We start from the raw sequence: 20,506 nt of genomic DNA on the forward strand, positions 1-20,506 counted from the left end.
ACGTGGGGCCTTCCCGCGTCCGCTCACAGGCCGTCGAGCACCGCGAACCACCGCTTCTCCGTCGCCTCGTCGTAGGGCGGGTCTCCCGCGCGGACGGCGGTGAGCAGCGCGTCGGCGTCCGCGCGGACCTGGGCCACCACCGAGGCCGGGTAGCCGTACGTGACGGCGTGCTCCGCGAACTCGTCCTCGTCGTCGATGAAGTACTGGCCCCGCGGTTCGTCCGTGTCGGACTCGAAGGCGATGACGTCGAGGTCCAGGTCGACGGCCGACACCTCGAACCGCGCGCGGCCGCGGGCCGCGAAGAGGCCGGCCGGCAACCGCCGCCACAGCGGCACCGTGCTGAGGTCGCTGTAGACCCGCATGCCGTTCGGATGGCCGCGGTAGAAGGCCGGGGTCCAGCCGACGTCCCCGAAGAACCCGACCCCAGGCCCGGACGACCGGTACCGCGCACCCGGCCGCGCGAACCGCGTCCCGGCCGGGAAGCCGACCCACCGGCCGTGCTCGTCCGCGCCCAGGTACCGGCCCTCGAAGACCCAGTGCGGCGCCCCGTCCCACTTGCGATAGCGCACCCGCACACGGGTCCCCGGCTCGGTCGGCACCGACGGCAGAAAGCCCTGGTCAGCAGGTTGTTGCGCAGACATGTCCGGGAGCCTACCCAGACGTCGCCGGGGCGTAACCCAGTGGCACTACGCTCTGGCCACCGCCTACCCACGAGGAGCCTCATGTCCCCTGCAAGCCGCCGTCTCGCCGCGTCCGGTGAGACTGCGCACCAGGTCCCGTCCGCTGACGAGATGATCGCCGAGGCGCTGTTGGACGTCGCCGCGATTCCCCTCCACAACCCGCATCCCGATCGGCCCGATCCGATACCCGATGCCCGCCCTTTGCCGCTGCCCGACCAGGAGGCCTGGGCGTCCGCCAAGGAAGCGAACCGTCAGCCGCGAGAGGTGTGGTCCGCCCCGGACCGCGCCGCGGACCGCCCCTTCCAGGAACGGCCGGAGCCGCTCTCCGGCGACGCGGTGCTCACCGCGGCCCTCCGGCGTGGCCTCCCCATCGACGAGGCGGTCACCAGCTCCATCCGTGGCACCCGCAGCCTGGACACCGCTCAGTGGCGGTCGCTGTGCCACTCGCTGATGGCGCATCCGGAGACACGCCGTGCCGGTGTCGCCGGCGCCGCGCTCGTCGCGCAGCGCGTCGGCCTGCGCGAGCTCGCCTGGGACCTGCTGCGCCAGCTCGGGCCCGACGACGCCGCGCGCCTCGCCCCCGCGGAGTACCTCCGGGCGGGCATCGCCATGGCCGACCCCGGCGTCGCCCGGACGGCGGCCACCTGGGTGCGCCACGGATTCGTGACCGACGCGGCGGTGCTGCTCGAGATCGCGAAGCTCCTGTTCATCGGCGACGAGCCCGAGGCGTCGGCCGAGGTGCTCGACGCCGCCCGGCGAGGCACGGACCGCACCGAGCAGATCGACGCGTCCATCGACTACCTGGCCCCGTGGGTCGAGAAGGCGCTCAGGCCGGCCAAGCCCGCACGGGTGCCGACCGGCCATGTCTCGTTCGCCGTCATCGACTACAAGGCGCCCGACGAGAACGTGTCGTCCAGCAACATCGGCGATGCCGTGCAGACCATCGCCAGCCTCGGCCACCTGCTGCGGCACGAGGGCCTGCGCCTGCACGGCGACGACGCCGTCGCGGATCCCGTGCGGTTCCTCGCCGATCGTGTGCGCCCCGACCAGAAGGTGGCCGGACCGGGCGCCGACGTGCAGCTGACCCTCGTGCAGCGCGACATGTCCCGCCTGGACGCCGTCCCGGAGAACACGTGGATGCTCGCGTTCGGCTGGTACATGCACAGCCAGTTCGACCTGCGCTTCGACTTCCCGTTCCACGAGAACCTGCAGCCGCTGTTCGTCTCGTTCCACGTCAACAAGCACGCCATCCTGACGCCCACCGCCGTCGACTACCTCAAGGCGCACGGGCCCATCGGCTGCCGCGACTGGACCACGGTGCACCTGCTGCTCAACGCGGGCGTCCCGGCATTCTTCAGCGGCTGCCTCACGACGACCATCGACACGGTCTTCCCGGGGGACTTCACGCGCGCGCCCGCCGGGGCTCCCGCTGTGTACGTGGACACCCCCGTCCCGGAGCACGACGCCGGGAGCGAGCTGGTCACCCACCTGCATCCCTCGGTGCGCTCCAACGATTTCGGCAGCAACCTGCACACCGCCGTCGACCTGCTCGATGCGTACCGCGGCCGGTACTCCCGGGTCGTCACCTCGCGCCTGCACGCCTTCCTGCCGTCGTGGGCCATCGGGGCCGACGTCGACTTCCGGCCCCGCAACGACGCCGACATCCGGTTCGCCGGCCTGCTCGACGCCGACGAGGGCGGGCGGCGTGCCATGCAGGAACGGATCCGGGGCGTCGTCGCGCCAGCGATGGCCAAGATCCTCGCCGGGGCCTCCCGCGACGAGGTCTACGCCACGTGGCGCGCGTCCGTCGCGGACGAGGTCGAGCACGCGCTGGCGGTGCACGAGGCGCCGGTGCCCGCGCCGTCCGGCAGCTGCTCGGTGGACGACGTGGTCGCGGGCGTTCGCGCCACGCGCGTCGTCGTGGAGGCGGCCCGGCCGAGCAAGCTCCCCGCGTCGGGTGAAGCCGACACCCTCAACGTGGCAGTGGCCCTGGACGGGAACCTGCGTTCGCAGATGGAGGTGGTGGTCGCCGGAGTGGTGCGGCACACCGACCGGCCGGTGCGGGTGGTCGCGCTCACGCGTGACCACACGTCGGCGGACCACGACCGGCTCGCGGAGATCTTCCCCGAGGTCACGTTCGAGTGGTACGCCTGCGACGGGATCGACTACGGGACCGTGCTCGGCATGCTCAAGCACATCACGGTCGCGACGATGGACCGGCTGCTGCTGCCCGAGCTGCTGCCGCACCTGGACCGCGTGATCTATCACGACCTGGACGCGCTGTCCGTGGTCGACCTGGCCGAGCTGTACGACGCCGACCTCGGCGGGGCGCCCCTGGCGGCCCGCCCGTCGATCTCGTACAACTACCGGCACGGCATCGGGAACGTCATCCGGTCCACCAGGCTGCTCGGGCACGACCCCGGCGCCGCACGCGACCTGGTACGCGCCATGACCCAGCGGCACCGGTACGGGTACCGCGGGTTCAACGCGGGCATCCTGCTGCTCGACCTGGCGGTCATGCGCGCCGACCGGTTCACCCACGAGTTCGTGCCGTACGCCGAGCGGTACGGGCTGAACGACCAGGACGTGCTCAACGCCTACGCCGGTTCGCGCTACCGGGAGCTGGACGCGCGCTGGAACGCGTGGCCCACGCAGGAGGTGGTCACCGAACCCGCGCTGATCCACTGGGCGGGGCCGGTGAAGCCGTGGCACGACGACCGGTACATCCTCCTGAAGGAGCACTGGACGGCCACGGAGGCGTGGCTGGCCCCCCGCCGAGATAGAACTGCAGCGAAGTAGAACCAGGGCGAAGTAGAACCAGGGCGAGATAGAACTGCGGTGCGGTTCTATCTCGCCCCAGTTCTACTTCGCCAGAGTCCTACTTCGCCAGAGTTCTATCTCGCCCTGGTTCTATCTCGGCGGGGTCGGCGGGGTCAGTAGGTGTCGGTGGACGGGGCCGGGGTGGCGGCGCCCGCGTCGAAGCCGTTCAGGACCGACGCCGTGCTCGACAGACCGAGCCGGGTCGCGCCCGCCTCGATCATCGAGAGCGCAGCGGAGAGGTCCCGGATCCCGCCCGAGGCCTTGACCCCGAGCCGGCCGCCACCCGCAGCGCCGACGGTCCGGGCCATGAGCGACACCGCGTGCACCGAGGCGCCGCCCGCGGGGTGGAAGCCCGTCGACGTCTTCACGAAGTCCGCGCCGGCGGCCTGCGCCGCCTTGCACGCGCCCACGATCTGCTCGTCGGTGAGTGCCGCCGACTCGATGATCACCTTGAGGATGCGGTCGTGCGGGACCGCGGCGCGCACGGCCGCGATGTCGGCCTCCACGGCGTCGAACCGGCCGGTCCGCGCGATGCCGACGTCGATCACCATGTCGATCTCGTCCGCCTCGTCGGACACGGCGCGAGCGGCCTCGAAGGCCTTCACGTCGCCCATGTGCTTGCCCGACGGGAATCCGCACACCGTCGCGACGGCCAGCCGTCCAGCGGCCACCTCCACCGCGAGGGACACGAACGACGGGGACACGCACACCGAGAACACACCGAGCGCGGCGCCCTCCTCGACGAGCGTGGCGACATCGGCCGCGGTGGCCTCCGGCTTGAGCAGCGTGTGGTCGACGTACGCGGCGAGCGCCGCCCTGTCGTGCGGCACGGCCGGGGTCCGGGGCGCTTCGGGCTGAGCGGTCATACGAGTGCACCTTCGACTTTCTGGATTCCGGGCAGGATTACCTGCTCCACGAGGTCACGCCGCTCGTCGTGGTGCATGAACGCACCCCAGGCGGCGGTGACCGTCACGTCGACGAGGTCGTCGAGCGTCCAGCCCGCCTCGTCGACGAGCAGCTTCATCTCGTGCGTCATCGACGTACGAGACATCAGGCGGTTGTCCGTGTTGAGCGTCACGGCGAAGTCCAGCTCCTTGAGCCGGGTGATCGGATGCTTCGCTATGGACTCGGCGGTGCCGGTCTGCAGGTTCGAGACCGGGCACAGCTCGAGCGGGATCTGGTGGTCGCGCACCCAGTGTGCGAGGCGGCCGAGGTCGGCCGACCCTCCGTGCCCGTCACCCGTGAGGCCGCTCTCGGCGGGGTCGCCGGGTACGAAGGCGATGTCCTCGATGATCCGGGCGCCGTGGCCCAGCCGGTCGGCGTGCCCGAGGTGCACCGCCTGCCCGATGGAGTCGAGGCCGTCGCCCTCGCCCGCGTGGATGGTCACGGGCATGTCGTGCTCCGCGAGGTAGCGCCAGATCCCGAGGTGGCGCGACGGCGGGAACCCCGCCTCTGGCCCCGCGATGTCGAACCCGGCCACGCCGTGGTCCCGGTACGCGACGGCCAGCTCCGCGACCTCCTGCCAGCGGTCCAGGTGCCGCATGGCCGTGACCAGCTGTCCCACCCGGATGATGTGCCCGTCCGCGGCGGCCAGGGCGATGCCGTCGTCGATCCCGGACTGCACGGCCTCGACGGTCTCCGCGAGCGACAGCCCGCCGGCCAGGTGCTGCTCCGGCGCCCAGCGCTGCTCCGCGTACACGACGCCGTCCACGGCGAGGTCGAGCACCGCCTCGCGGGCGACGCGCGCCAGGTTGTCGGCCGTCTGCATGACGGCGATGGTGTGCTCGAAGGTCTCCAGGTACCGGACGAGCGATCCGGAGTCGGCCGATTCGCGGAACCAGTCGGCGAGGGACTCGGCGTCGGCCGCGGGCAGGGTGTGGCCTGCGGCGTCCGCGAGCTCGAGGACGGTCTGCGGTCGCAGCCCTCCGTCGAGGTGGTCGTGCAGGACAACCTTGGGCAGGGCGCGTATCAGCGCCTCACCGGGGCGCGCCCCGGGGTCTTGCGTGGTCATGCTGACAACCTACCGTCCAGCACCGACAGCCGGCCGTCAGCCGACCTCGGGGCTCTCTTCCTCGTCGATGTCGGCGGGCACGTCCAGCGCCTGCTCGACGACGTCCGCCTCGGCGGCTGCGCCGTCGCTGTCGGGACGCGGCGCATCGGGGACGTACTCGTCCGGGTCGTGCGTGGCGTCCACCTCGGTGTCCTCGAGCGGATCCAGGCCGGCGTCGCGCCAGGAGTCGGGACCAGGGAGTGTGCTCATCGGGCCTCCTCGTCGGGTGCTTCCATCGTCACCCGGGTCTCGTCGCCGTGCCACCGCCCGGCGCGCTCGGGCAGCAGCACCCAGGCGACGTGCGGCCAGCCACCGAGCGCCGCGGTCAGCGCCTTGCGCACGCGTGCGGTCGTCCGGTCGCCCGTCGACGGCGAGACGTCCGCCCTGGCCGACGGCGCAGGGGGCGGGTCGAGGAGCGCGGCGACGGGAACCGTGTGCAGCCCGGCGCCCGACGGCTCGTACAGGACGGCGTTGCCGTCCGCGCCCTCGCCGTCGGCGAGCGTGAGCAGCACCACGTGGCGCGGGACCGCGGAGTCCCAGCCACCCGTGACGTCGCCACCCGTGTACAGCGGCACCGGGACACCCGCACGCGCGCTCGCCACGGCTGCCTCCAGCAGGGCCCGCGACCCGGCCACCCGGTGGGTGTAGCGCACGCCGCCGTAGGTGGCGAACCGCGCGGCACCCCACGGCGGTGTGCCGTAGGTGCGTGGCCAGCCCGCGACGACGAGCCCGCGCCGGTTGGTCGCGACCTGGACGGCATGCTGCAGCCGCACGAACCGCTCGGCAGGGTCGCCGCTCGCGAGCCGCAGGGCCGCCCGGGGGTCGCCTGCCAGCCCGAGCATCGCCAGCACCGCCGACCCGCACGTCCGCTCGTCGACCTGCACGGCCGCAGCGATGGTCCCGTCGAGCGACGGCAGGTTCAGCCGCCGCGGGAAGCCGACCGTCCCGGTGCCCCGCTCCCGCGCCAGCGGGTCCAGGACGGAACGCCGCGCGCGGGACGTCACCGACTCGAGGCGCTGCTCGACGTCCTCGGGCACGGCAGGCCGGGCGAAGCGGCCCGGCGGCGGCGGGGCAGGCACCGGCCCCGCGAAGGCACGCACGGCGCCGAGCATGGACGAAAGGTGCAATGTCGACGGCACGTCCACAGGCTAAGCCGGGCCGGAGCGACTCGCCGGTTCGCCACGCTGGGGTGCGCGAGCGATCCCGCGCACCCCAGAAGTGCAGGTCAGCCCGCGAAACGGGCCCGCAAGGTCAGACGATCCGGTCCAGGACCACCGACTCGTCGGACGCCAGCGTGGCTCCGACCAGTGCCCCGGCGCCCACGTCCACCATCGACAGCGCGCTCGCCGCGCCGGCCAGTGCGCCGCCGAGCGCGCCCTCGGGCTCCACCGTCCAGCCACCCTCGAGCGCTTCGCGCGCCCGGCCGAACCGCTCGGGGGTGTCGGTGTGCAGGGTGAACAGCGGCTGGCCGGCGGCCACGGTCTCCCCCGGCTTCACGTGGATCTCGATACCCGCGGCGGCCTGGACGGCGTCCTCCTTGCGCACCCGGCCCGCGCCCAGCCGGTGCACGGCCACCCCGACGGCGTACGCGTCGAGCGAGGCCAGCACGCCGGACTCGGGCGCCACGACGGTCTCGGACTCCTTGGCGACCGGCAGCGGCGCGTCGACGTCGCCGCCCTGCGCCGCGATCATCGCCCGCCACTTGTCCATGGCCCGGCCGTCGGCCAGGGCCTCGCGCACGTCCGCCTCCGAGGCGGGACGGTCGGCCGCGGCGAGCATCTCGACGGCGAGCGCGACGGTCAGGTCGACGACGTCGGACGGTCCGCCGCCCGCGAGGACCTCCAGGGACTCACGGACCTCCAGGGCGTTGCCCGCCGTCCGCCCCAGCGGCACCGACATGTCGGTGACCAGGGCCACGGTGCGCACGCCGGCGTCGGTCCCGAGGTCGACCATGGTGCGGGCGAGCTCGCGCGCGCTCTCCAGCGTCTTCATGAACGCGCCCGAGCCGACCTTCACGTCGAGCACCAGGGCACCGGTCCCCTCGGCGATCTTCTTCGACATGATCGAGCTCGCGATGAGCGGGATCGCCTCGACCGTGCCGGTGACGTCGCGCAGCGCGTAGAGCTTGCGGTCGGCGGGAGCGAGGCCCGCCCCGGCGGCGCAGATGACGGCGCCGACGGACTCCAGCTGCGCCATCATCTCGTCGTTCGACAGGGACGCGCGCCAGCCGGGGATGGACTCCAGCTTGTCGAGCGTGCCGCCCGTGTGGCCCAGCCCGCGGCCGGAGAGCTGCGGTACCGCCACGTCGAACGCCGCGACGAGCGGTGCGAGGGGCAGCGTGATCTTGTCGCCCACGCCACCGGTGGAGTGCTTGTCCGCCGTCGGCCGGGAGAGGTCGGCGAACGACATGCGCTCGCCGGACGCGATCATCGCGTGGGTCCACCGGGAGATCTCCGCGCGGGACATGCCGTTCAGCAGGATCGCCATGGTCATGGCGGACATCTGCTCGTCGGCCACGACGCCACGGGTGTAGGCGTCGAGGAGCCAGTCGATCTGCTCGTCGGTGAGGGGCTCGGCGTTGTCGCGCTTCGTCCGGATGATGTCGACTGCGTCGAACTGCTCGGTCATCGGCTTGCCTCTCGCACATGGTTCAGGTCGCCCGGCCCGAAGGCCTGCGGCAGTACTTCGGTCATCGGCACCACGCCCTGCGGGGTGTCGACGAGCAGCTCCGGCCCGCCGTGCTCCCAGAGGATCTGCCGGCACCGGCCGCACGGCATGATCGTCTCGCCGAGCGCGTTCACGCACGTGAACGCGGCGAACCGGCCGCCGCCCGACATCACCAGGGCGCTGACCAGCGAGCACTCGGCGCAGAGCGTCACACCGTACGCGGCGTTCTCGACGTTGGCGCCGACGAGCAGCCGGCCGTCGTCGGCGAAGGCCGCCGCGCCGACCGGGAAGCCCGAGTACGGCGCGTACGCCTTGTCCACCGCTTCCCGGGCGGCGGCCCGCAGGCCGTCCCAGTCCACCGCACCTGAATCCACAGAGCTCACGTCCACCACTCTCATCCCTTGACGTACGGCTCGCCCGACGCGGCCGGGGGGCGCGAGCGTCCCACCAGGCCCGCGACGGCGAGCAGCGTGACCACGTACGGAATCATGAGCATGAACTGGCTGGGCACGGGCGAGCCCACCACGGACAGCACGTTCTGCAGGTTCGACGCGAAGCCGAACAGCAGGCCCGCGAACGCGGCACGCACCGGGTCCCACTTGCCGAAGATCACGGCGGCCAGCGCGATGTAGCCGGCGCCTCCCGTCATGTTCTCGCCGAACTGGCTGAGCTGCACCGTCGTGTAGAACGCGCCGCCCAGGCCCGCCACGGCACCTGCGACGAGCAGTGCGTTGTACCGGGTACGCACCACGTTGATACCCACCGTGTCGGCGGCCTTCGGGTGCTCGCCCACGGCGCGCAGCCGCAGGCCCCAGCGGGTCCGGTTCAGCGCGTACCAGACGGCGGGCACCGCGAGGAACATCAGGTAGATCAGCAGCGGCTGACGGAACAGCACCGGACCGAGCACGGGGATGTCCGAGAGGATCGGGATCGGGATCGACGTGAAGCGCGTGGTCGAGTTCAGCTGCTCCGCGCCGGGGACGAGCACCTGCGAGTACAGGAAGCTCGTCAGGCCGACGACCAGCACGTTCAGCACCACACCGACGATCACCTGGTTCACGTGGTACGTGATCGCGAACAGGCCGAGGACGAGCGACACGAGCGCTCCGGCGAGCACCGCGGCCGCCAGGCCGATCACCGCGCTGTTGGTGATCGACGAGACGATCGCGGCGGTGAACGCGGCACCGAGCAGCTGTGCCTCGATGGCGATGTTGACCACGCCCGCGCGCTCACCGATCACGCCGCCCAGCGCGCCGTACACGAACGGGACCGACCACAGCACGGCACCGCCGAGCAGGCCGACGATCGACAGGTCACGGGGGCTGCCCGCCCCTGCCCACGCCAGGAAGCCGGTCAGGCCGGCCAGGGCGAACACAACGACCACCCAGAGCGGCGTCCTGGTGCCGCGCGCCGTGAGCACGGCGGCGAACGCCGTAGCGGCGAGCAGCACGGCACCGCACACCCAGGCGAGCGGCGCCGACGGCAGCACGATCACCGGGATCTGGAAGAAGTCGCTGCGCCCCGAGAGCAGGAACCGCGTGTCACCGGAGTGGGGTACGGCCACGAGCAGCAGCGCGTACAGCACGATCACGGCCAGCAGCACGCCCGCCGTCTTCCATGACACGACGGTCACGGTGCGCGCCGTCTCCGAGAGGGGTGCGTCCAGCTGTGTGGTCCTCTGGTCGGCGCTCACGCGGCCGCCTCCTTCCGGTTCCGGGTCGCCTTCGTCTTCTTCGCTGCCCGACGCCGGTTCGGGTCCGGCAGCCGGAAGATCGCCCTGACCAGCGGCGGCGCCGCGATGAACAGCACGATGAGCGACTGGACCACGAGCACGATGTCGCTCGGGACGCCCTCGGCGGCCTGCATGGTGGTGCCGCCGGCCTTGAACGCGCCGAACAGGATGCCCGCGGCGAGCACGCCCCACGGGCTGGACCCACCGAGCAGGGCCACGGTGATGGCGTCGAACCCGATGCCTGCGTCGATGTCGGAGCTGAAGCCGGTGGTGACGCCACCCAGCACCTGCGACGCACCGGCCAGGCCGACGAGACCGCCGGCCACGAGCATCGAGCTCACGGTGGCGCGACCCGTGTCGATGCCGGCCACCCGCGCGGCGCGCGGGTTCTCACCGACGGCGCGGAACGCGAAGCCCGTGGAGGACCGGTTGAGCAGCCACCACACGCCGACCACGGCGAGCAGCGCCAGCACGAAGCCCCACGTCAGGTTGAACCGGTCGCCCAGGAGGCTGGGCAGCTGCGCCGACTCGGGCGTCGGCGGTGTCTTCGGGTTGTTCGATCCCGGCGCCTGCAGCAGGCCAGGCGTCGCAAGGAAGTAGGAGATCAGGTAGAACGCGACGTAGTTGAGCATGATCGTCACGATCACCTCGTGCGCACCGGTGCGGGCCTTGAGCAGGCCCGCCAGCCCGGCCCACAGCGCACCCGCCGCGATGCCTGCCACGAGCGCCATCAGCAGGTGCAGCGGGAACGGCACGCCGCTGACGCCGAAGCCGACCCAGCCGGCCGCCGCCGCTGCGACGAGCATCTGTCCCTGGCCGCCGATGTTGAACAGGCCGGCCCGGAACGCGAGCGCCACACCGAGACCTGCCGCGATGAGCGGCGTCGCGTAGCTGAGCGTCTCCGTCAGGGGCCGGATGGCGGTGACGAGGTCCGGCGCCTGCAGGTTGACCACGGAGCCCCGGAACAGCGCCGAGTACGCGCCGCCGATCGCCTGACCCAGTGCGACGAAGGTGTCACCCGGCCGCGCGAAGAAGTACGTCGAGGCCTCCTTCACGCCCTCGTTGGTGAAGGCGATCATGATCGAGCCCGCGACGACGGCCAGCAGCACCGCGCCCACGGACACGGTCCACGAGCTGCTCATGGTCTGCTGCAGCGCCTTCGCCAGGCGGCTCTCCGTGTCGGGACCGCCGTCGACGAGCGATCCTGCCTCGCGGGCTCGCTCCTGCTCCAGCTCCTCAGCCGTGCCGGGGTCGAGACCGGGCTCCTGCTCCGGGTTGGACCCGGAGCTCGATTCGGGTGCGCTCACGCGACCTCTCCCTTCGCGTCCTCCGGGGAGATCCCCGCCATCATCAGGCCCAGCACGTCACGCGGGGTGTCCGCGGGTACGACACCGACCACCGTGCCGCGGTACATCACCATGATGCGGTCGGCCAGGGCCACCGCCTCGTCCAGCTCGGTGGAGACCACCATCACCGGCACGCCGGCGTCGCGGGTCTCGATGATCCGCTTGTGGATGAACTCGATGGAGCCGACGTCCACGCCGCGGGTCGGCTGTGCCGCGACGAACAGGCGCAGGTCGCGCGACAGCTCGCGCGCGAGCACCACCTTCTGCTGGTTGCCGCCCGACAGGCGCCCCACGGGCGTGGTGATGCCCTGCGTGCGGACGTCGAACTCGGCGACCTTCTCCTCTGCGAACTTGTCGCGGTACCCGAGCTGGAGCGCGCCGCCCTTGACGAACGGCCGGCCGTCGGAGCGGTCGAGCATGAGGTTCTCGGCGATGGTGAACTCGCCGATCAGGCCGTCGTGGGTGCGGTCCTCGGGGACGAAGCCCACGCCGGCGTCGAGGATGTGGCGCACCGACCGGCCCACGAGCTCCTTGCCGTCGAGCGTGATGCTCCCCGACACGTCGCCCTCGAGGCCGAGCAGGGCCTCGGTGAGCTCGGTCTGCCCGTTGCCCTGCACACCCGCGACGACGAGCACCTCGCCACCGCGCACCTCGAAGCTGACCTTGTCGACCACCACGGTGCCCGACTCGCTGGTGACCACCAGGTCGGTGACCTTCAGCCCGTTGTCCCGCAGCGTCGGCGCGTCCTTCTGGACGGTCAGCTCGACGGCGCGACCCACCATGAGCGAGGCGAGCTCGGCGTCCGACGCCGTCGGACTGGCCTCGCCCACCACCTTGCCGTGGCGGATCACGGTGATGCGGTCCGCGACGGCGCGCACCTCACGCAGCTTGTGGGTGATGAACACGATCGCGGAGCCCTCGTCGCGCAGCTGGCGCATGATCGCCATCAGCTCGTCGGTCTCCTGCGGCGTGAGCACGGCCGTCGGCTCGTCGAAGACCAGCACGTCCGCGTTGCGGGAGAGCGCCTTGATGATCTCGACGCGCTGCTGCACGCCCACGGGGAGGTCCTCGACGACGGCGTCGGGGTCCACGTGGAACCCGAACCGGGCGGAGATCTCGCGCACCTGTGCGCGGGCAGCCTCCAGGTCGAGCCGACCGCCGCCACGGGTCTGCTCGTGGCCGAGCATGACGTTCTCGGCGACGGTGAAGACCGGGACGAGCATGAAGTGCTGGTGCACCATGCCGATGCCCGCACCCATGGCGTCGCCGGGGCCGGAGAACTGCTGGACGACGTCGTCCAGCAGGATCTCGCCCTCGTCCGCCTGGTACAGGCCGTAGAGCACGTTCATCAGGGTGGACTTGCCCGCCCCGTTCTCGCCGAGGAGCGAGTGGATCTCGCCTGGCTGAACGACCAGGTCGATGTGATCGTTCGCGACGAGCGCGCCGAAGCGCTTGGTGATGCCGCGCAGCTCGAGCCGCATAGGAATCCTTCCCGAAAGGGGTCCTGCTCATGACAGGTCCCGGGACACACGGCGTGAACCGTGCCCCCCGGGACCATCTTGCGTCAACTTGTGGACAGCTACCGATCAGCCGTCACGGGCCGTCACTCGGCGAGGTAGGACTTCACCTCGACCTCGCCCGCGATGATGGACTCCTTGAGAGTCTGCACCTCTTCCCAGAGGGCCGGGTCCACCTTGTCCTCGAAGTTGTGCAGCGGCGCGAGGTCCACCCCACCGTTCTCGAGGGTGCCCACGTACGGCGTCGGGTCGAACTCGTCGTTACCCGAGGCGATGACCGCCTCCTTCGTCGAGACGTCCATCCCCTTGAGGATCGAGGTCAGGACGAGGTCCTGCGTGGTCGGGTCCGACTCGTAGAAGTCGGCGTCCACGCCGATCAGGGCGACGTCCTCGCCCGAGTCCGCGATGGCGTCCATCGCCGACTGGTAGATCGGGCCACCCACCGGGAGGATCACGTCGACACCCTGGTCCAGGATGTTCTGGGCGGTGGTCTTCGCCGCCGGGTCGGCCGCGAAGCCGCCGGTGAACGAACCCTTCTTGCCGTCCCAGCCGACGAGCTCGACGCTCTCGCCCTTGGTCTCGTTGTAGTAGTCGACGCCCTGCTTGAACCCGTCCATGAAGATGGTCACGGTCGGGAAGTCCATGCCGCCGAAGGTGCCGACCTTGCCGGCCTCCGAGTAGCCCGCGGCGAGGTAGCCCGCGAGGAACGCGGCCTGCGCCGTGTCGTACAGCAGCGGCTTGATGTTCTCGGCGTCAGCCTTGCCATCGAAGTCAGCGTCCGCGGCGTCGTCGACGAGGATGTAGTCGATGTCGGGGTTGGCGGTGGCCGACTCGACGGTCGTGGCGGAAAGCGCGAAGCCGACCGTGACGATCGCGTTGCAGCCCTCGCCGACGAGCGACTCGACGTTGCCCTTGTAGTCGCTCTCCGACGTGGACTGCACGTCGACCAGCTCCGTGCCGAGCTCCTCCGCGGCCGCGGTGGCGCCCTCGAAGCTGAGCTGGTTGAAGCTCTTGTCGTCGAAGCCACCCGCGTCCGACACGATGCAGGGCTTGAAGTCGCTGGTGGCCTCGCCACCGGTGGTCTCTTCAGGGGCGGCGCCGCACGCCGAGAGCGCGAGCGCCGCTGCTCCCGCGAGGGCGGTAAGCCGAACAGCCTTCTTCACTGGTGCTCCTTCGATGGTCCAGACGGGCCTGATCCAAACAGGTCTGGGGCCCTATACCGCACCGAGGGTAGCCAGCGCATCCCGCATTTCGCGTTTCGAGACGGTAACCGGAGTAAGTCGTTACCGAAGCGTCATCGACAGGAACATCCTGCGGTCAGCTCGCCGCAAACTGGGCAAGGGCCCGCACGCCGACGCCGATCGCGCGCTCGTCGACCACGAGATCGCCCTGGTGCAGGTCGTAGGTGCGGCCGCCGGGAGTCCGCACACCGAGGCGGGCCATGGTGCCGGGCACCTTGCGGAGGAACCAGGCGAAGTCCTCGCCACCCATCGACTGCTCGGTCAGCTGCACCGCGTTCGGACCGACGGCCTCACGGACCGCGTTCTCGAGGTCGCCCGTCGCCTCGGTCTGGTTCTCGACCGGCGGCACGCCGTGCGTCACGGTCACCGAGACGCTGACCTGGTAGGGAGCGACGATCTGCTCCACGGCCTCGCGCACCAGCTCGCCCGCCTTCTCCCAGGCGCGCACGTCGAGGCAGCGCAGCGTGCCCTTGACGATGCCGGTGGACGGGATCGCGTTGGGCGTCGAGCCCGCCTGCACGGCACCCCAGGTCAGGTTGACGCCGGAGCGCGGGTCGAGCCGGCGGCCGAGCACGCCAGGCGTCTGGGTGATGACCTGGCCCAGCGCGAAGACGACGTCGCCCGTGAGGTGGGGGCGCGAGGTGTGGCCGCCGGGCGACGAGATGGTCACCATCACGGAGTCGCTGGCCGAGGTGATCGGGCCGATCCGGGTGCCGACGTGCCCGACGTCGAACTTGGGGTCGCAGTGCAGCGCCGCCATCCGGTCGACGCCGTCGAGCTCGGAGGTCTTGTTGATGATGTCCTCGGCGCCGCCGGGGAAGACCTCCTCGGCGGGCTGGAAGAAGAGCCGGACGCCGCGTCGCAGCCGCCCCTCCTCCGCCAGGCGGGCGAGCACGAGGCCCGCGCCGAGCACGACGGTGGTGTGCACGTCGTGCCCGCAGGCGTGCGCGACCCCCGGCTCGGTCGAGGCGAACTCCACCCCGCTGGTCTCCTGCAGCGGGAGCGCGTCGAGGTCGGCACGCAGGCCGACCCTGCCCTCACCGTCGGGCCCGCGGTTGGGGCCGATGTCGCAGACCAGGCCCGAGCCGATCGGCAGCAGGCGCGGCTCCAGGCCCGCCGCGCGCAGGCGCTCGGCGACGACCTGCGTGGTGCGGGTCTCCTTGCGGGACAGCTCGGGGTGCGCGTGCACGTCGCGGCGGAACGCGATGAGCTCGGCGTCAAAGGCATCGGAGAGCTCGCCCACACGGGCGGCCAGCGCCGCGACGACGTCCGTCGCGTTCCCTCCGGGCACGTCACCCACCGGCATCTGATCGCCCGAAACGATCTGATCGAAGTCGGCGAGACTGACGGGCTGGGTGGGGTTCACCTGACCCACGGTAGCGCTGTCCGCCCCGCGAGACACGGCCGGGGCGGATCCGTCTCACGATGCGGGCATCGTTGAGATCGGCGGCTTCTCGTTGGTCGAGCCAGGTCTCGACAGGCTCGACCAACGGTGGGTCAGAGCTCGGCCAACAGTGGGTCAGAGCAGGTCCTCGCGGCCGCGCTCGCGCACCGCCGCCACCACCTCCTTCACCTGCTGGGCGCGCGCCCGCGTGGTGACGAGCAGCGCGTCGGGCGTGTCGACGACGACCACGTCGTCCAGCCCCAGCACCGTCACCAGGCGGCCCGACGCCGGGACCACCACGGAGCCGGCGCTGTCGATGCGCAGCACGTCGGCCGGGTCGCCGAGCACCTTGGCGCCGCTGTCGTCGTCGGACGGAAGGAGGACGGCGAGCGAGTTGTAGTCCCCGACGTCGTCCCAGCCGAACGTCCCCGGCACGACGGCGACGCCGCCCGCCTCCGCGACGGGCTCGGCCACCGCGTGGTCGATCGCGATCTTCTCCAGGCCCGGCCACACGTCCGCGAGCACCGCGGCGCGGCGCGGGGTGTCCCACGCGTCCGCGACGAGGCGCAGGGAGTCGTGCAGCTCCGGACGCTGCTCGGCGAGGTGCCCGAGGAGCACCGACGTGCGCGAGACGAACATGCCCGCGTTCCACCGGTACTCGCCCGAGGCGAGGTACCGCCGCGCCGTGGCCGCGTCGGGCTTCTCCGTGAAGCCGCGCACGTGGAGCGTGTGCGGGGCACCCTCGATGCCGAGCGGCTCGCCCGAGCGCACGTAACCGAAGGCGACCGACGGCCGGGAAGCGGCGATCCCGACGGTCGTCACGTAGCCGGCGCGCGCCGCGGCCACCGCCTCCCGGATCGCGAGCTGGAACGCGCGCGTGCCGTGGATCACGTGGTCCGCGGCGAACGAGCCGATGACCACGTCGCCGTGCCGCTTCTCCAGCACCGCCGCGGCCAGGCCGATCGCCGCCATCGACTCGCGGGGGGACGGTTCGGCGAGCACGGCGTCGTCGGACAGGCCGGGCAGCTGCGCGCGGCAGGCCGCGACGTGCTGCTCACCGGTGACCAGGACGATCCCGTCCGGCCCGACCAGCGGACGCAGCCGGTGCTCGGTGGCCTGGAGCAGCGACATGCCGGAACCCACCAGGTCGTGCAGGAACTTGGGCTCCCCTCCACGGGAGAGAGGCCAGAGCCGGGTGCCCGACCCACCGGCTGGTACCACTGCGAAGAAGTCGTCGATCGGGGACGATAGGGCGGCGGCCGAAGTCATGCCCCGCAGGATGTCAGCCGGACAGCGTTCCCGCAGCCAAAACTCGCCGATCTCCGGGCGAACCCTGGCTGATCCCAGGGGCGGGTCCGGGTAGCAACGCGCGGGCTACCTGACGGGTGCCCGAAGCGACGGCATCTCCCCTGTGGGATCAGTCACAAATGCCGCGTCTTGATGCCTGTGAGGGCTGCCGGGCGGCGATCGAGGCGACCAGTTGTCATTACAGTGGGGACCAGCCACCCCCAGCCGGACAGCCATAGGAGGCTCCCGAAGTGCCCACCGCACCAGCAGGCACGTTGTACCGCGGCCGTGAAGGCATGTGGTCATGGGTCGCGCACCGCGTGACCGGCGTGCTGATCTTCTTCTTCTTGCTCGTGCACGTGCTCGACACTGCGCTGGTGCGCGTGTCCCCCGAGGCGTACAACGCCGCGATCAGCACGTACCAGACCCCGATCATGGGACTCGGCGAGGCAGGACTCGTGGCCGCGATCGTCTTCCACGCCTTCAACGGCATCCGCATCCTCCTCGTGGACTTCTGGGCCAAGGGCCCGAAGTACCAGAAGACGATGCTCTGGGTGGTCATCGGTCTCTTCGTCGTGACGATGGCGGGCTTCCTGCCCCGTCACCTCATCAACGTCTTCACCGGGGGTCACTGATGGCACACGGAACCGCAGCGGTGGCGAAGCTCGACTCCCCGCGCTCCCCCTACGCCCGGCGCAAGACGACGCGCGGCAACTACGAGCTGTACTCGTGGGTCTTCATGCGGGCGTCCGGCGTCGTGCTGCTCGTCCTGATCTTCGGGCACCTGTTCGTGAACCTGATGGTCGGCGACGGCGTCCACGCGATCGACTTCGGCTTCGTGGCCGGCAAGTGGGCCAACCCGATGTGGCAGATCTGGGATCTCCTCATGCTGTGGCTCGCCATGATCCACGGCACCAACGGCGTGCGCACGATCATCAACGACTACGCCACGCGGGACCTGACGCGCGGGATCCTCAAGGGCCTGCTGCTCCTGGCGTTCACCGTCGTGGTCGTGCTCGGCACCCTGGTGATCTTCACGTTCGACCCGTGCCCGCCGGACGCTCCCGCGGAGCTGCTGGCCTCCTTCTGCACGGCCTAGCACCTCCAGCACGGCCCAGCACGGCGCAGCACCGGCAAGTCCCCCCAGCCCCACCCTCCGAAACTCTTAGCAGGAGGCATCGAGCCCGATGCAGACCCATCAGTACGACGTAGTCATCGTCGGCGCCGGCGGCGCAGGCATGCGCGCCGCCCTCGAGTCGTCGAAGGAGGCCCGCACCGCGGTGATCTCCAAGCTGTACCCCACTCGCTCCCACACCGGTGCCGCCCAGGGCGGTATGGCGGCAGCCCTCGCGAACGTCGAGGACGACAACTGGGAGTGGCACACGTTCGACACCGTCAAGGGCGGTGACTACCTCGTCGACCAGGACGCGGCCGAGATCCTCGCCAAGGAGGCGATCGAGTCGGTCCTCGACCTGGAGCGGATGGGCCTCCCGTTCAACCGCACCCCCGAGGGCAAGATCGACCAGCGCCGCTTCGGCGGGCACACGCGCGACCACGGCCAGTCCGCCGTGCGCCGCGCGTGCTACGCGGCCGACCGCACCGGTCACATGATCCTCCAGACGCTCTACCAGAACTGCGTCAAGCAGGAGGTGGAGTTCTTCAACGAGTTCTACGTGCTCGACCTGATCACGGACCACGACCTCACCACCGAGGAGATCGCGGACGGCGAGGAGGTCAACGCGACCGGCGTCGTGGCCTACGACCTCGCCACCGGCGAGATCCACGTGTTCCAGGCCAAGGCGATCATCTTCGCCACCGGCGGCGCCGGGAAGATCTTCAAGACGACCTCGAACGCGCACACGCTCACCGGTGACGGCATGGCCCTGGCCTACCGCCGCGGCCTGCCGCTGGAGGACATGGAGTTCTTCCAGTTCCACCCCACAGGCCTCGCGGGCCTGGGCATCCTCCTGTCGGAGGCCGCCCGCGGCGAGGGCGGCATCCTGCGCAACTCCGAGGGTGAGCGCTTCATGGAGCGCTACGCCCCCACCATCAAGGACCTCGCGCCGCGCGACATCGTCGCCCGGTCCATGGCGAACGAGGTCCGCGAGGGCCGGGGCGCCGGACCGAACAAGGACTACGTGCTGCTCGACCTGACGCACCTGGAGCCCGCGCACATCGACGCGAAGCTCCCGGACATCACCGAGTTCGCGCGGACCTACCTCGGCATCGAGCCCTACACCGAGCCGGTCCCCGTCTACCCCACGGCGCACTACGCCATGGGCGGCGTGCCGACCAACATCAAGGGCGAGGTGCTCCGCGACGGCGTCAACGTCGTCAAGGGCCTCTACGCCGCCGGTGAGGTCGCCTGCGTGTCCGTGCACGGCTCGAACCGGCTCGGCACCAACTCGCTGCTCGACATCAACGTGTTCGGCAAGCGTTCCGGGCGGGCGGCCGCCGCGTACGCCAAGACGGCGGAGTTCCACGAGCTTCCCGAGGACCCGACGGTCCGCGTGGTCGCGCAGCTCGACGAGATGCGCAACCGGCCCGACGGCGAGCGCGTGGCGGACATCCGCAAGGCGCTGCAGGACAGCATGGACCTCAACGCCCAGGTGTTCCGCACCGGCGAGTCGCTGAACGACGCCCTCGCCGACATCCGCGAGCTGCAGAAGCGGTACCGCAACGCCTCGGTGCAGGACAAGGGCAAGCTCTTCAACACCGACCTCCTCGAGGCCATCGAGCTCGGCTTCCTGCTCGACATCGCCGAGGTCACCGTGGTCGCGGCCATCAACCGCAAGGAGTCCCGCGGCGGGCACTACCGCGAGGACTACCCGAACCGCGACGACGCGCACTACATGCTGCACACGATGGCCTACCGCCGCCCGCCCGAGGCGTCGAACCAGGCCGAGGGCCACGTCGAGGGCTACTTCGACCACGTCGAGGAGTTCGACGGCTACAAGGTCGTCCTGGGCTCGAAGCCCGTCATCCAGACCCGGTACGAGCCGATGGAGCGAAAGTACTGATGACTGCCACTCTCGAAGCCGCCGCACCGTCACCCGCGGGCGAGATCCCCTCGTTCACGGTCACGATGCGGGTCCGGCGGTTCAACCCCGAGGTGTCCGACGAGCCGACGTGGGAGGACTTCACGGTCGAGGCCCACGGCACCGACCGCGTGCTCGACGCCCTCCACAAGATCAAGTGGGACATGGACGGCTCGCTCACGTTCCGCCGCTCCTGTGCGCACGGGGTCTGCGGCTCCGACGCGATGCGGATCAACGGCCGCAACCGGCTGGCCTGCAAGACGCTGCTGAAGGACGTCAACCCGGACAAGCCGATCCTGGTCGAGCCCATCAAGGGCCTGCCGGTCGTGAAGGACCTCGTCGTCGACATGGAGCCGTTCTTCGCCTCCTACCGCGAGATCATGCCGTTCCTCATCACCAAGGGGAACGAGCCGTCCAAGGAGCGCTACCAGTCCCCCGAGGACCGCGCCCGGTTCGACGACACCACCAAGTGCATCCTGTGCGCCGCGTGCACGTCGTCCTGCCCGGTGTTCTGGACGGACGGGCAGTACTTCGGGCCGGCGGCGATCGTGAACGCGCACCGGTTCATCTTCGACAGCCGTGACGAGGGTGGCTCGCAGCGGCTGGAGATCCTCAACGACAAGGAGGGGGTGTGGCGGTGCCGCACCACCTTCAACTGCACTGAGGCCTGCCCTCGTGGGATTGAGGTCACCAAGGCGATCCAGGAAGTCAAGCGGGCGATGATTACTCGGGCTTTCTGACGCT

18 protein-coding genes are annotated in these 20,506 nt (G+C 70.9%); 5 read left to right on the plus strand and 13 right to left on the minus strand.

Going from position 1 to position 20,506, the window contains the following annotated elements; all coding sequences use genetic code 11:
• Window positions 1–23: 23 nt before the first annotated feature.
• A complete protein-coding gene (locus ACNYC2_RS22045; protein ID WP_419703838.1) occupies window positions 24–641 on the minus strand; it encodes a DUF402 domain-containing protein in 618 nt (205 codons plus the stop codon).
• 81 nt (window positions 642–722) lie between these two features.
• Here ACNYC2_RS22045 and ACNYC2_RS22050 point away from each other — a divergent pair, with 81 nt between their 5' ends.
• A complete protein-coding gene (locus ACNYC2_RS22050; protein ID WP_419703839.1) occupies window positions 723–3,479 on the plus strand; it encodes a glycosyltransferase in 2,757 nt (918 codons plus the stop codon).
• Between the two features lie 134 nt (window positions 3,480–3,613).
• Here ACNYC2_RS22050 and deoC read toward each other — a convergent pair whose 3' ends face one another.
• The 12 genes from deoC to ACNYC2_RS22110 form a co-directional block, all read right to left on the minus strand.
• Window positions 3,614–4,366: a deoxyribose-phosphate aldolase gene (gene deoC / locus ACNYC2_RS22055; RefSeq protein ID WP_419703840.1), complete on the minus strand. Its 753-nt coding sequence runs from the start codon at window positions 4,364–4,366 to the stop codon at window positions 3,614–3,616.
• The gene (locus ACNYC2_RS22060; RefSeq protein ID WP_419703841.1) at window positions 4,363–5,511 is read right to left on the minus strand and encodes an adenosine deaminase; all 1,149 of its coding nucleotides are present in this window, start codon (window positions 5,509–5,511) and stop codon (window positions 4,363–4,365) included. Before ACNYC2_RS22060 ends, deoC begins: the two co-directional genes overlap by 4 nt.
• A 36-nt stretch (window positions 5,512–5,547) precedes the next feature.
• Window positions 5,548–5,760, minus strand: coding sequence for a hypothetical protein (locus tag ACNYC2_RS22065; RefSeq protein ID WP_419703842.1), 213 nt, complete (start codon window positions 5,758–5,760; stop codon window positions 5,548–5,550).
• A complete protein-coding gene (locus tag ACNYC2_RS22070) occupies window positions 5,757–6,689 on the minus strand; it encodes a hypothetical protein (RefSeq protein WP_419703843.1) in 933 nt (310 codons plus the stop codon). The genes ACNYC2_RS22065 and ACNYC2_RS22070 overlap by 4 nt, the downstream gene beginning before the upstream one ends.
• 112 nt (window positions 6,690–6,801) lie before the next feature.
• A complete protein-coding gene (locus tag ACNYC2_RS22075) occupies window positions 6,802–8,178 on the minus strand; it encodes a thymidine phosphorylase (protein ID WP_419703844.1) in 1,377 nt (458 codons plus the stop codon).
• Window positions 8,175–8,615 (minus strand): cytidine deaminase, encoded by a 441-nt coding sequence (locus tag ACNYC2_RS22080; protein ID WP_419703845.1) that lies wholly within the window; start codon window positions 8,613–8,615, stop codon window positions 8,175–8,177. The genes ACNYC2_RS22075 and ACNYC2_RS22080 overlap by 4 nt, the downstream gene beginning before the upstream one ends.
• Window positions 8,612–9,910, minus strand: a complete 1,299-nt coding sequence (locus ACNYC2_RS22085; RefSeq protein WP_419703846.1) for an ABC transporter permease — start codon at window positions 9,908–9,910, stop codon at window positions 8,612–8,614. The genes ACNYC2_RS22080 and ACNYC2_RS22085 overlap by 4 nt, the downstream gene beginning before the upstream one ends.
• A complete protein-coding gene (locus ACNYC2_RS22090) occupies window positions 9,907–11,256 on the minus strand; it encodes an ABC transporter permease (protein ID WP_419703847.1) in 1,350 nt (449 codons plus the stop codon). The genes ACNYC2_RS22085 and ACNYC2_RS22090 overlap by 4 nt, the downstream gene beginning before the upstream one ends.
• Window positions 11,253–12,776, minus strand: a complete 1,524-nt coding sequence (locus ACNYC2_RS22095; RefSeq protein WP_419703848.1) for an ABC transporter ATP-binding protein — start codon at window positions 12,774–12,776, stop codon at window positions 11,253–11,255. Before ACNYC2_RS22095 ends, ACNYC2_RS22090 begins: the two co-directional genes overlap by 4 nt.
• A 122-nt stretch (window positions 12,777–12,898) precedes the next feature.
• On the minus strand, window positions 12,899–13,975 hold the full coding sequence (locus tag ACNYC2_RS22100; protein WP_419703849.1) for a BMP family lipoprotein: 1,077 nt from the start codon (window positions 13,973–13,975) through the stop codon (window positions 12,899–12,901).
• Window positions 13,976–14,129: 154 nt separating this feature from the next.
• A complete protein-coding gene (locus ACNYC2_RS22105) occupies window positions 14,130–15,359 on the minus strand; it encodes an amidohydrolase (RefSeq protein WP_419707884.1) in 1,230 nt (409 codons plus the stop codon).
• 213 nt (window positions 15,360–15,572) lie between these two features.
• Entirely contained in the window at window positions 15,573–16,706 is a 1,134-nt protein-coding gene (locus ACNYC2_RS22110; protein ID WP_419703850.1) for a mannose-1-phosphate guanylyltransferase, read from the minus strand.
• A gap of 269 nt (window positions 16,707–16,975) precedes the next feature.
• Here ACNYC2_RS22110 and sdhC point away from each other — a divergent pair, with 269 nt between their 5' ends.
• From sdhC to ACNYC2_RS22130, 4 genes are all read left to right on the plus strand, one after another.
• Complete coding sequence (gene sdhC, locus ACNYC2_RS22115) at window positions 16,976–17,359, plus strand: succinate dehydrogenase, cytochrome b556 subunit (protein ID WP_357505716.1); 384 nt, start codon at window positions 16,976–16,978, stop codon at window positions 17,357–17,359.
• The gene (locus tag ACNYC2_RS22120; RefSeq protein ID WP_357505714.1) at window positions 17,359–17,823 is read left to right on the plus strand and encodes a succinate dehydrogenase hydrophobic membrane anchor subunit; all 465 of its coding nucleotides are present in this window, start codon (window positions 17,359–17,361) and stop codon (window positions 17,821–17,823) included. The genes sdhC and ACNYC2_RS22120 overlap by 1 nt, the downstream gene beginning before the upstream one ends.
• A gap of 88 nt (window positions 17,824–17,911) precedes the next feature.
• Window positions 17,912–19,744 carry a succinate dehydrogenase flavoprotein subunit gene (gene sdhA, locus ACNYC2_RS22125; RefSeq protein WP_419703851.1) on the plus strand — a complete coding sequence of 611 codons (1,833 nt, stop codon included), beginning with the start codon at window positions 17,912–17,914 and terminating at the stop codon, window positions 19,742–19,744.
• The gene (locus tag ACNYC2_RS22130; RefSeq protein ID WP_419703852.1) at window positions 19,744–20,502 is read left to right on the plus strand and encodes a succinate dehydrogenase iron-sulfur subunit; all 759 of its coding nucleotides are present in this window, start codon (window positions 19,744–19,746) and stop codon (window positions 20,500–20,502) included. Before sdhA ends, ACNYC2_RS22130 begins: the two co-directional genes overlap by 1 nt.
• The last annotated feature ends 4 nt before the right edge of the window (window positions 20,503–20,506 follow it).

The sequence above is a fragment of the Promicromonospora sp. NFX87 genome, from assembly GCF_048564965.1.
Taxonomy (GTDB): Bacteria; Actinomycetota; Actinomycetes; order Actinomycetales; family Cellulomonadaceae; genus Promicromonospora.